We start from the raw sequence: 11,897 nt of genomic DNA, 5'->3' as shown, positions 1-11,897 counted from the left end.
GGGGAGGGGGGAGGGGGTGACCGCTGTTTCTTGACGGCTACGGCTCCCGCTGATCCTTGACGGCTATTCCTTGACGGCTCCCGCGTTGGCGCCCTGCACGAAGTACCGCTGGAAGCAGAAGAACAGCGCGGCGACAGGCAGGGTGGCCAGCAGGGCCGCGGCGAGCTTCAGGGGGTACTGGGTGCCGCCGCCCAGGCCGCCGGACACCATACGGGCGAGACCGGTGGTCAGGGTTTCGTACTGGCTGGACTGGGTGGACACCAGGAAGTGGGTGAACTCGTTCCACGAGGACTGGAACGCCAGGATGGTCACGGTGATCAGAGCCGGGCGGGCCATGGGCAGGACCACCGACCAGTAGGTGCGGAAGACGCCGGCGCCGTCGACGCGGGCGGCCTCCTCCACTTCCCGGGGGATCGACTCGAAGAACTGTTTCATGATGAAGACCTGGGCCGCGTCCACCATCAACGGCACGATCATGCCGGTGTAGGTGTCGAAGAGCCCGAAGGTGTTGAGGACCAGGAACTTGGGGATCAGCAGGGCCACCGGGGGCACCGCCATGAAGGCGAGAAGGAAGCCGAACAGCAGGGTGCGGCCCGGGAAGCGCAGCCGGGCGAGCGCGTAGCCGGCCATGGAGGCGAACAGGACCCGTGCGACCGTGACCACGACGGCGACGACCGTCGAGTTGCCCAGCCAGCGCAGGAACGGCACCCCGTCGCCGGCCTGGCTCAGTCCGAACAGGCGCTGGTAGGCGGCGGTCGTCGGGGTGACCGGGATCAGCCCGAGGGGGTGGGAGGCCGCGTCCGGGTCCGTTTTGAACCCGGTCACCAGCTGGATCACGAACGGCATGAGGTACAGCAGTCCGAGCACCGCCACGGCCGTGTAGCCGAGGGCCCGCAGGGGCACGGGGAAGCGGCGGAGCACCGGCCGTACGCGCACCCGTGACGACGTGGGCTTCGCCCTCGTCCGGTTCTCCGAGATCCGGTTCTCCGAGAGCTTCATCGGGTCCTCCGGGGGCGGGGGGTGCGCTCGCGCAGCACGAAGCGTTGCAGGGCGGTCATGGTCAGGATCAGCGCGAGCAGGATGAAGGCGATGGCCATGCCCTGCCCGAAGTCGGCGTTGTCGAAGGCGGACGTGTACGACAGGAAGGCCGGCGTGAGGGTGGTGTTGCCCGGGGCTCCCTGGCCCATGACGTACACCTGGTCGAAGACCTGCCAGGTGGCGATCAGCCCGAGGGTGAGGACCAGGAACAGCACGGGGCGCAGGGCGGGAAGGGTCACGTAGCGCAGCATCTGGAAGCGGTTGACGCCTTCGATGGCGGCGGATTCCTCCAGCTCGCGCGGGATGTCCTGGAGGGCCGCGAGGAAGATCAGCATGAAGGTGCCGGAGGTCGTCCACACGGCGAGCAGGATGATCGTGCACATCGCGACGGACGGTCCGGACAGCCACTCGAACCAGGACAGTCCCAGGAAGGAGTGGTCGGCGAGGAAGCCCGAGGGGTTGTCGGAGTCGACGATGCCGAGGCCGCCGAGCAGGAGCGAGAGCACACCGCGGGGGTCGTTGAACCAGTTCGGGCCCTTCACCCCGATCCAGGACAGCGCGGTGTTGACCGCGCCGCTGCCCTGGAACAGGAAGAGGAAGACCGTGGAGACGGCGATCGAGCTGGTGACCGAGGGGAAGAAGAACGCGGTGCGCAGGGCGCCACGCCCGCGCAGCAGCTTCTGGTTGACGATGAGCGCCAGTGTCAGCGCGAGGCCGGTCTGCAGCGGCACGGTGAGCAGCACGTAGTAGGCGTTGTTGCGCAGCGAGGTCGCGAACAGGGTGCGGTCGAGTCCGTCCTGCGTGAGCAGGTCCCGGTAGTTGTCCAGGCCGACGAACTGTGCGTCCGTGCTGAAGGGGTTGGACTGGCCGTCCCAGTGCAGCAGGCTCACCCACAGCGCCATGAGGATCGGCAGCACCATGAACAGGCCGAGGATGATCACCATGGGGCTGACGAACAGCCAGCCCCAGGCGCCTTCGCCGCGGCGCCCCGCACGCGGGGCGGGGTTGGCGCGGGGCGCCGCGGCCGGGCCGGACCCGCCGGGCGCGTCAGGTGCGCCCGGCGAGTCGGCCGTACGGGGACCCCCGCCCGCGCGGGAACGCGGGGTCGGGCGGGGGTGTGATGACGTACGCGGGGACACGGTGGCTCAGTTGCCCTTCGTGAGGGCCTGTTCGCCGTTGCGCTGGAGGTCGGCGAGGATCTTCTTCGGGTCGGTGTTGGGCAGCGCCGCGATGTCGGTGTTGAACTGGGTGAGCACCTTCTCGAAGCCCGGGACGGTCACCGGGCCCTGCGCGTAGTCGGAGGCGTCGACCCAGGCCTTGGCGGCGGGATTCTTCGCCGCGTACTCGGCCAGGGCGGTGGTGCGGGAGGGCATCACGCCGAACGCGTCCGCGTTCTTCATCATCTGCTCGCTGGTGGTCAGGTACTTCACCAGGTCCACGGCCGCCGCCCGGTGGGCGCTCTCCGCGGCCACGCCCCAGCACTGGCTGAAGGCGAGCGTGCCCTTGCCGGCCGGTCCGGCGGGCAGCGGGACCGCCGTGTACTTCACGTCCGGGTAGTCGGCCGTCATCCCGCCGATGAGCCAGTTGCCCTCGATGGTCATGGCGGCCTTGCCCTTGCCGAGGGCCTCACCGCCCCAGTTGGTGTCGACCTGGTTGGCGTACTTCATGGAGCCGGACTTCAGCAGTGACCGGACGTAGTCGAGCGCCTCGGCGTTCTGCGCGCTGTCGGCGGTCATCTTCGTCTGGTCGGCGTTGGTTATCCAGCCGCCGGCCTCGCGCATGAAGACACCGACCCGCGCGTACTCGGCGCCGGTGACCAGCCCGGTGACGTCGCCCTTGGTCAGCTTGTCGGCGACCGTCTTCAGCTGGTCCCAGGTGGTCGGGTAGTCCTTCTCGGTCAGCCCGGCCTTCTTCCACAGGTCGTCGTTGATCGCCAGGGCCAGGGTGGAGGTGTCCTTGGGCAGGCAGACCAGCTTCCCGTCGTAGGTGAAGGAGGTGCGCAGCTGCTCGGAGAAGTCGTCCGCGTCCTTGACCTGGTCGCCGTAGGCGTAGAGGGAGCCGCCCTTGGCGTAGTTCGCGAACTGGTCGGAGTTGACGTAGAAGGCGTCCGGCGGCTTGTGCCCGGCGAACGACTGGGCGAGCTGCTGGTTGATGTCCTTGGCGACCTCCACGGTCACCGTGTTGCCGGACTGCTTGGCGTACGCGGCCGCCGCCTCCTTGACGGCCTTGGTCTCGGCGTCGCCCGAGGAGGCGATCAGCACCGTCAGGTTCTGCTGGGAACTGCTGTCCTGCTCGGTCTTCTTGTCGTCACCAAAATTCGACGAGCAGCCTGTGACGGCCAGCATGGCCGCACAGGTGACGAGGGCCGCGGTGGCCATACGGTTGGGCATGACTTCCTCCGAGGGTTACGGGTGGTAGCTGCGGCTCCGCCCCGGGCACACGGGGACGTGGGCCCGGGGTGTGGGGGTGGAGGAGAAAAAGCGTTTCTATGTGCGACGGGACCGGTCCGACAGGGCACGATCCGGTCGCCGGGTGGGACCTAGCCGCCGCCGGCCGGCGAGGCGGTGGCGCTGTCACGCACGACCAGGGAAGGCTCCAGCAGGATCCGTTCGGGTGGTGCGTCGGGGGCGGCCATCCGCGCCAGCAGCAGCCGTACGCACTCCCGGCCGATCGCCTCCAGCGGCTGGGCGATGGAGGACAGCGCGGGGAAAAGGAGCTCGGCGGTCGGCGAGTCGTCGAAGCCGATCACGGCGACGTCACGGCCCGGGGTCTGCCCGCGCTCGCGCAACGTCTGGTAGCAGCCGAGCGCCAGCATGTCGCTGGCCGCGACCACCGCGGTCGCGCCCCCGTCCAGGAGCGGTTTCACGGCGGCACGGGCCACGTCGCTGTCGTTCACGCTGCTCTGCCCGCGCCGCCCGCGGGTCGGCAGCCCGTGTCGTCGCATGGCGCGCTGCCATCCCTCGGCACGGTCGTCACCGGCACTGGATGAACCGCGCTCCCAGCCCAGGAAGGCGATCTTGCGATGTCCCAGGGCGACCAGGTGCTCGACCGCGGCGTCCGTGCCCGAAGCGCCGTCGACGTCGACCCAGTCACCGATGGGGCGTCCCGACCACATCCGGCCGAACCCGACGAACGGCACGCCCCGCTTGGTCAGCCACGCCTGGCGCGGGTCGCCCCGCTCGGTGCCGCTGAGCACGAAGCCGTCGACCTCGTGCTGGTCCAGCAGTTCCTCGTAGCCGTCCAGGGTCGGGCCGCCGGGCGGGCAGGCGAACAGCAGGATCCGGTAACCGGCCTCTTCCGCGGCCTGGGACACGGCGTGCAGAAAGCGGTCCAGAACCGGATAGCTGAAGGCGGCGGACTGGATGCCGTAGCCGATCAGCTTGCTGGAACGGGTACGCAGCGTCTGCGCGGCGCGGCTGGGCCGGTAGCCCATCTCGTCGATCACACGGCGGACCCGCTCCAGGGTCTCGGGGCGTAGCAGGTCCGGCGAGTTGATCGCGTTCGACACGGTCTGCGAGGAGACTCCGGCGCGCCGGGCGACCATGGCGAGGGTCACCGGGCCGCCTTTGGCCGAGGAACTGTTGCTGGAGCGGGGCATGCGGGTCTCCGACGTGCAGAGAAAGCTACGGGCTTGGTTTTAGCGTTCCAAAAGCGTTGTCATCGCTCTGACGACTCGCTTAATGTCTTTTGAACGATCCAACGCTGAGAGGTTCTACTTCCTTGGACTCCACTGTCAAGCCCCAGGACACCAACGACTCGGTCACGGTCACGGCACCTTCTTCCGGGGGCCTGCAGCCGTTCCTGCACGACGCGGTGGTCACGCTGCACGCGCCGAGCCTCGTCATCTCGCGTGCGGACGGGCAGATCGGCGAGGGTGCCGACGGCGTCTACCACGGCGACCGCAGGGCGCTGTCACAGCTCACCGTCGCCGTCGAGGGCATCCCCCTGGCCCCGGTCGGCGGCGGGCTGCGGGGCGCCGACCGCGCGGAGTTCCGGTCCATCCTGCGTGGCCTCGGCGAGGTCACGCCGGACCCGGCCGTCGCCCTCCACCGCCGCCGCAGCACGGCCGCGGGCCGGTTCGAGGAGTGCTTCGACGTCACCAACGCGGGCGGCGAGCACGTCCGCTTCCGGCTGACGGTGACCGCCGGCACGGACCTCGCCGCCATGGACCAGGTCAAGTCGGGACACTCCCGTGAGCAGGTACCGGCCGAGGCCGCGGACGCCGACGCCGTCGGCCTGTCCTGGACCGGCGACGACTTCACCGCCCACCTGGTCACCGAACCCGCGCCGGACACGCTGGACGTGCCCGCGGGACGATTCTCGTACGACGTCGAACTGGCCCCCGGCGCCTCGTGGTCGGTGACGCTGACCTGCACGGCGGGGTACGCGGACGGCGACCAGTTCCCTGCCCCGCCCGCGGGCCAGGTGCCCTGGAGCACCCCCGTTCTGCGCAGCGCGGACCGCGGCCTGGACCGCTGGCTGGAGCAGTCCCTCGCCGACCTGGAGCGTCTGCGCCTGACGGACCCTCAGTCGGGTGAGGCCCGCCCGGACCAGTTCCTGGCGGCGGGCGCCCCCTGGTTCCTGACCCTCTTCGGCCGCGACGCGCTCCTGGCCGCCCGCATGATGCTGCCCCTCGGCACGGACCTCGCGGCCGGCACCCTGCGCACGCTCGCCCGCCGCCAGGGCGCCGTCACCGACCCGGCCACGGAGGAACAGCCGGGCAAGATCCTGCACGAAGTCCGCCGCGACACCCTCAAGTTCGCGGACAGGCTCTCCCTCCCCTCGGTGTACTACGGCACGGTCGACGCCACCCCTCTGTGGATCACCCTCCTCCACGACGCCTGGCGCTGGGGACTCGACCCGGCCGAGGTCGAACAGCTCCTGCCGCACGCGGAGGCCGCCCTCGCCTGGCTGCGCGACCAGGCGGACGTCGGCGGCGACGGCTTCCTCAAGTACATCGACCAGACCGGGCACGGCCTGTCCAACCAGGGCTGGAAGGACTCGGAGGACTCCATCCGCTATCGCGACGGCCGCCGCGCCCACGCGCCGATCGCCCTGTGCGAGGTCCAGGCGTACGCCTACGAGGCCGCCCGGGGCGGAGCCGCACTACTGCGCGCGTTCGGCCGGCACGGGGCCGACGAGTGGGAGGAATGGGCGGAGCGGCTCGCCACCCGTTTCCGCGCGCGGTTCTGGGTGGAGGACGAGCGGGGCGCGTACCCGGCGGTGGCGCTGGACGGCGACGGCAAGCCGGTCGACTCGGTCACCTCCGGCTTCGGCCACCTCCTCGGCACGGGGCTGCTCAACGCGGAGGAAAGCGCGCTGCTCGCGGCCCGGATCGCCGGACCCGGCCTCGACGCGGGCCACGGTCTGCGGACGTACAGCAGCGAAGCCGTGGGCTACAACCCGTACGGCTACCACGTGGGTTCGATCTGGCCGCACGACACGGCGATCGCCGTGGACGGCCTGGTAAAGGCCGGATTCCCGGACACCGCGGCCTCACTGTCGGCCGGCCTGCTGACCGCGTCCGCGGCCTTCGACGCCCGCCTCCCGGAACTCTTCGCCGGTCACGGTGCCGAGGAGAACCCGTACCCCGTCGCCTACCCGGCGTCCTGTCGGCCCCAGGCCTGGGCGGCCACCTCCTCGGTCCAGGTCCTCCGCTCGGCCCTCGGCCTGGAGGCCGACGTTCCCGGCGGCACGATCACGCTGTCCCCCACCTTCGCGGGGGCCTACGGTCCGCTGACGGTGACCGGGCTCCAGGTCGGCGGAGGCCGGCTGGACGTCAAGCTCGCGGCGGACGGATCGGTGGAGGTGGTGGCGCCCGAGGGGCTGACCGTGATCACCCCCTGACCGGCGATCCGGGCACGGATCACCCGGGACACCACCACCGTGAACAGGCGTCGAAACGCCAGGAAGCAACGGAGGCGAGACCAGCAGTGCCCAGGCCGCGGAGTTCCCCACGGGCGACCGCGGCGCTGCTGGTCGCCTCCGGGGCGCGGACGGCATGAACTCAGCGACCTGTGAACGGGATACTTCTCGGATGATCACGCCTCCGGAGTTCGCATCACCACGTGACTACGTAACTCACCTTGAGGACCTCGGCTTCTGGCGGCCGTACGTCGCCGACATCCTGAAACGCCATGGCCTGGCCGACCCGGACGAAGGGATCGTGGCCGGAACCGGCGGAACGTATCCGACGTACCTCTGCGGCGACGTCGTGATCAAGCTGTTCGGCCACCTGCCCTCCTGGCGCGGCGGCAGCGTCGCCGAGACCGCCGCGCACGAGTTGCTGGCCGCTCACCCCGACATCGCCGCGCCGAAACTGCTCGGCCGGGGCCGGCTGTTCGATGATCCGGCCGAGCCCTGGCCCTACCTGATCACCACACGCATGCCCGGTGCTTCACTGGAGAGCAACGGCGCGGTCACCCCGGAACAACGACTCGCGCTCGCCGAGGACTTGGGCCGGCAGGTCCGCAAGGTCCACGCCCTCGATCCTCAGGGCATCGTCAGCGACCTCGATCTGCCCGTCCTCGATGTGACGACGGCCTGCGCGCGGAGTTCGCTCCCGGTACATCTGGTCGCGCAGGTCCAGGACTACCTCGACGGGCTCGGGGACTTCGACCGGGTCGTGGTCCACGGTGACATCACCGCACGTCATTCGTTCATCGAGAACGGGCGGTTCACGGGAGTCATCGACTGGGGCGACGCCATGGTGACCGACCGGCACTATGAGCTCTGCCAGATACACCGCGACGTCTTCCGCTGCGACAAGACCCTGCTCCGCGCGTTTCTGGACGCCAGTGCCTGGCCAGTCGCGAAGGATTTCGCGCGACAGACCATGGGGCACGCCCTTCACCGGCAGGCTCGCGGCGTCGCCCAGCACCACACCATGGACGTCTTCGAACCAGTGGCCGCGCTTCTCCCGCTCCAGGACATCGCGACACTGGACGAACTCGCCGCGGAACTCTTCGAGGTCTAGCACGCGCTGATGGCCGAGAACGGCGTACTGGCCACTCGGCCCGAGGAAGCCTCCGACATGGCCGCACGCATCCGCGAGCGCATCGCGGCCCGGGGCGGGCTCACGGCGCGGTAACCGCATCACCTGGCCGTCCTTCGCGGCGTCCGATACACACGGCCCCGGGCGGGATCGACTCCCGGCCGGGGCCGTGCACCTGCCCGGACGTCAGTCCAGCGACGTCATCACGTGCTTGATCCGCGTGTAGTCGTCGAACCCGTACGCCGACAGGTCCTTGCCGTACCCGGACTGCTTGAAGCCGCCGTGGGGCATCTCCGCGACCAGCGCGATGTGCGTGTTGATCCACACGCAGCCGAAGTCGAGCGCCTTGGACAGCCGCATCGCGCGCGCGTGGTCCTTGGTCCAGACGGAGGAGGCGAGGGCGTACTCGACGCCGTTCGCCCACTGGATCGCCTGGGCCTCGTCCGCGAAGGACTGGACGGTGATGACCGGTCCGAAGACCTCCTTCTGGATGATCTCGTCGTCCTGCTTCAGGCCGGAGACGACGGTCGGCGCGTAGAAGTAGCCCTGCTCGCCGACCTGGTGGCCGCCGGTCTCGACCTTCGCGTGGGCGGGCAGCCGCTCGATGAAGCCGGAGACCTGCTTGAGCTGGTTCGGGTTGTTGAGCGGCCCGAACAGCACGTCCTCGTCGTCCGGCCGGCCGGTCTTGGTCTCGGCGGCGGCCTTGGCGAGCGCGGCCACGAACTCGTCGTGGATGGACTCGTGCACGAGGACGCGCGTGGCAGCCGTACAGTCCTGGCCCGCGTTGAAGAAGCCCGCGACCGAGATGTCCTCGACTGCCTTGGGGATGTCGGTGTCCTCGAAGACGACGACGGGGGCCTTGCCGCCCAGCTCCAGGTGGACGCGCTTGAGGTCCTTGGACGCGGACTCGGCGACCTGCATACCGGCGCGCACGGAACCGGTGATGGACGCCATGGCCGGGGTGTCGTGCTCCACCATCAGACGGCCGGTCTCGCGGTCGCCGGTGACGACGTTGAAGACGCCCTTGGGCAGGATCGAGCCCAGGATCTCGGCGATCAGGACGGTGGAGGCCGGGGTGGTGTCCGACGGCTTCAGCACGACGGTGTTGCCCGCCGCGATCGCCGGGGCGAACTTCCACACGGCCATCATCATCGGGTAGTTCCAGGGCGCGACCTGCGCGCAGACGCCGACCGGCTCGCGGCGGACCATCGAGGTCATGCCCTCCATGTACTCGCCGGCGCTCCGCCCCTCCAGCATGCGGGCCGCGCCCGCGAAGAAGCGGATCTGGTCGACCATCGGCGGGATCTCCTCGGTGCGGGTCAGCCCGATCGGCTTGCCCGTGTTCTCCACCTCGGCCGCGATGAGGTCCTCGGCCCGCTCCTCGAAGGCGTCCGCGATCCTCAAAAGCGCCTTCTGGCGCTCGGCGGGTGTCGTGTCGCGCCAGCCGGGGAAGGCAGCGGCGGCGGCCTCCATCGCGGCGTCGACGTCCGCGGGCCCGGACAGCGGAGCCGTCGCGTAGGCCTCGCCGGTCGCGGGATTGACGACCTCGGTGGTCCGCCCGTCGGCGGCATCGCGGAATTCACCGTTGATGTAGTTGCGCAGACGACGCAGCTCGGTGCTCACTGCCGACCCTCCAAGTTCTCGTGTCCCGAGTCCGGATGTGCCCGGGTGTCCAATCTCTGAGACATCCACACTAGTCCGCTCAGCCACGTTTTCAACAGCACCGATCCCAGAAGAGCTACGGAATCCGCAAACCTTGGGCGCGTAAACAACGAATTTCATCGATTGAGCCTTGCAAAACTGTTGACTCCTCGTGCACAGTGAGCCCGTGGCCAGTCGAAGCGCAGACCCCAGGGACTCCCGGGACACCCGCGAGTCCAGGAACGGCACCCCGCACCTGGATGCCGTCTCCCTCGCCATCATCGAGCAGCTCCAGCAGGACGGCCGCCGGCCGTACGCCGCGATCGGCAAGGCGGTGGGCCTCTCCGAGGCGGCCGTACGGCAGCGCGTCCAGAAGCTGCTCGACCAGGGCGTGATGCAGATCGTCGCCGTCACGGACCCGCTCACCGTGGGTTTCCGCCGCCAGGCGATGGTCGGCGTCACCGTCGAGGGCGATGTGGAGTCCGTGGCCGACGCGCTGAGCTCCATGGGCGAGTGCGAGTACGTGGTGATGACCGCCGGCTCCTTCGATCTCATGGTGGAGATCGTCTGCGAGGACGACGACCACCTCCTGGAGGTCATCAACAAACGCATCAGGGCCGTCCCCGGAGTGCGCTCCACCGAGAGCTTCGTCTACCTGAAGCTCAAGAAGCAGACCTACATGTGGGGGACCCGATAACCGTGAGGACCCGATAACCGTGAGCACCGACAGTTCCAAGGACCTCAGCCGGACCGCGTACGACCACCTGTGGATGCACTTCACCCGCATGTCCTCGTACGAGAAGTCCCCCGTCCCCACCATCGTGCGGGGCGAGGGCACCTACATCTACGACGACAAGGGCAAGCGCTACCTCGACGGCCTCGCCGGCCTGTTCGTGGTCCAGGCGGGGCACGGCCGCACGGAGCTCGCCGAGACCGCGGCCAAGCAGGCGCAGGAGCTGGCCTTCTTCCCGGTGTGGTCCTACGCCCACCCGAAGGCGGTGGAGCTGGCGGAACGCCTGGCCCACTACGCGCCCGGCGACCTGAACAAGGTCTTCTTCACCACCGGCGGCGGCGAGGCGGTCGAGACCGCGTGGAAGCTCGCCAAGCAGTACTTCAAGCTCACCGGCAAACCGACCAAGTACAAGGTCATCTCCCGCGCCGTCGCCTACCACGGCACCCCACAGGGCGCCCTGTCCATCACCGGCCTCCCTGCTCTGAAGGCCCCCTTCGAGCCGCTCGTGCCGGGCGCGCACAAGGTCCCGAACACCAACATCTACCGCGCACCGATCCACGGCGGTGACCCTGAGGCCTTCGGCCGCTGGGCCGCCGACCAGATCGAGCAGCAGATCCTCTTCGAGGGCCCCGAAACGGTCGCGGCGGTCTTCCTGGAGCCCGTGCAGAACGCGGGCGGCTGCTTCCCGCCCCCGCCCGGCTACTTCCAGCGGGTGCGCGAGATCTGCGACCAGTACGACGTGCTCCTGGTGTCGGACGAGGTCATCTGCGCCTTCGGCCGGCTCGGCACGATGTTCGCCTGCGACAAGTTCGGCTACGTCCCGGACATGATCACCTGCGCCAAGGGCATGACCTCGGGCTACTCCCCGATAGGCGCGTGCATCGTCTCCGACCGCCTGGCCGAGCCCTTCTACCAGGGCGACAACACCTTCCTGCACGGCTACACCTTCGGCGGCCACCCCGTGTCGGCGGCGGTCGGCGTCGCCAACCTGGAGCTGTTCGAGCGCGAGGGCCTGAACCAGCACGTGCTCGACAACGAGGCGGCCTTCCGCTCCACGCTGGAGAAGCTGTACGACCTGCCGATCGTCGGCGACGTCCGCGGCAACGGCTTCTTCTACGGCATCGAACTCGTCAAGGACAAGGCCACCAAGGAGACGTTCGACGACGAGGAGACCGAGCGGATCCTGTACGGCTTCCTGTCCAAGGCGCTCTTCGACAACGGCCTGTACTGCCGCGCCGACGACCGCGGCGACCCGGTCGTCCAGCTCGCGCCGCCGCTGGTCTCGGACCAGGGGACGTTCGACGAGATCGAGCAGATCCTGCGGGCGACTCTGACGGAGGCGTGGACGAAGCTGTGACCGTCCGTGATCGTCACGGCTCCGATCAGGTGAGACGCTGATCAGGTGAGCCTCTGATCAACAATCGGCCCCGGAGTCACCCGTTCGAGTGAGAAACGGCGGCCCGGGGCCGCGTGCTGTCCGGCCCCGCCGTA

9 protein-coding genes are annotated in these 11,897 nt (G+C 69.4%); 4 read left to right on the top strand and 5 right to left on the bottom strand.

Annotation, left to right across the window (positions count from 1 at the left end):
• Positions 1-63: 63 nt before the first annotated feature.
• The 4 genes from FPZ41_RS26155 to FPZ41_RS26140 all read right to left on the bottom strand — a co-directional run bounded on the left by FPZ41_RS26155 (position 64) and on the right by FPZ41_RS26140 (position 4,636).
• Entirely contained in the window at positions 64-999 is a 936-nt protein-coding gene (locus FPZ41_RS26155) for a carbohydrate ABC transporter permease (RefSeq protein WP_152866138.1), read from the bottom strand.
• Positions 996-1,982, bottom strand: coding sequence for a carbohydrate ABC transporter permease (locus FPZ41_RS26150; protein WP_152866145.1), 987 nt, complete (start codon positions 1,980-1,982; stop codon positions 996-998). Before FPZ41_RS26150 ends, FPZ41_RS26155 begins: the two co-directional genes overlap by 4 nt.
• A gap of 201 nt (positions 1,983-2,183) precedes the next feature.
• Positions 2,184-3,428, bottom strand: coding sequence for a sugar ABC transporter substrate-binding protein (locus FPZ41_RS26145; protein WP_152866137.1), 1,245 nt, complete (start codon positions 3,426-3,428; stop codon positions 2,184-2,186).
• Positions 3,429-3,577: 149 nt separating this feature from the next.
• On the bottom strand, positions 3,578-4,636 hold the full coding sequence (locus tag FPZ41_RS26140; RefSeq protein WP_152866136.1) for a LacI family DNA-binding transcriptional regulator: 1,059 nt from the start codon (positions 4,634-4,636) through the stop codon (positions 3,578-3,580).
• Between the two features lie 122 nt (positions 4,637-4,758).
• Here FPZ41_RS26140 and FPZ41_RS26135 point away from each other — a divergent pair, with 122 nt between their 5' ends.
• Positions 4,759-6,885 carry an amylo-alpha-1,6-glucosidase gene (locus tag FPZ41_RS26135; RefSeq protein ID WP_152866135.1) on the top strand — a complete coding sequence of 709 codons (2,127 nt, stop codon included), beginning with the start codon at positions 4,759-4,761 and terminating at the stop codon, positions 6,883-6,885.
• 190 nt (positions 6,886-7,075) lie between these two features.
• Complete coding sequence (locus FPZ41_RS26130; RefSeq protein ID WP_194236222.1) at positions 7,076-8,014, top strand: phosphotransferase; 939 nt, start codon at positions 7,076-7,078, stop codon at positions 8,012-8,014.
• Positions 8,015-8,218: 204 nt separating this feature from the next.
• Here FPZ41_RS26130 and FPZ41_RS26125 read toward each other — a convergent pair whose 3' ends face one another.
• A complete protein-coding gene (locus tag FPZ41_RS26125; RefSeq protein WP_322620738.1) occupies positions 8,219-9,655 on the bottom strand; it encodes a gamma-aminobutyraldehyde dehydrogenase in 1,437 nt (478 codons plus the stop codon).
• A gap of 190 nt (positions 9,656-9,845) precedes the next feature.
• Here FPZ41_RS26125 and FPZ41_RS26120 point away from each other — a divergent pair, with 190 nt between their 5' ends.
• Complete coding sequence (locus FPZ41_RS26120; protein ID WP_322620737.1) at positions 9,846-10,370, top strand: Lrp/AsnC family transcriptional regulator; 525 nt, start codon at positions 9,846-9,848, stop codon at positions 10,368-10,370.
• Between the two features lie 19 nt (positions 10,371-10,389).
• On the top strand, positions 10,390-11,763 hold the full coding sequence (locus FPZ41_RS26115; RefSeq protein ID WP_322620736.1) for an aspartate aminotransferase family protein: 1,374 nt from the start codon (positions 10,390-10,392) through the stop codon (positions 11,761-11,763).
• Positions 11,764-11,897 lie beyond the last annotated feature (134 nt).

This window comes from Streptomyces acidicola, from assembly GCF_009377235.1.
GTDB lineage: Bacteria > Actinomycetota > Actinomycetes > Streptomycetales > Streptomycetaceae > Streptomyces > Streptomyces acidicola.
The sequence above is the reverse complement of the archived record's forward strand: the minus strand, read 5'-3'. Positions and strand labels throughout refer to the sequence as shown.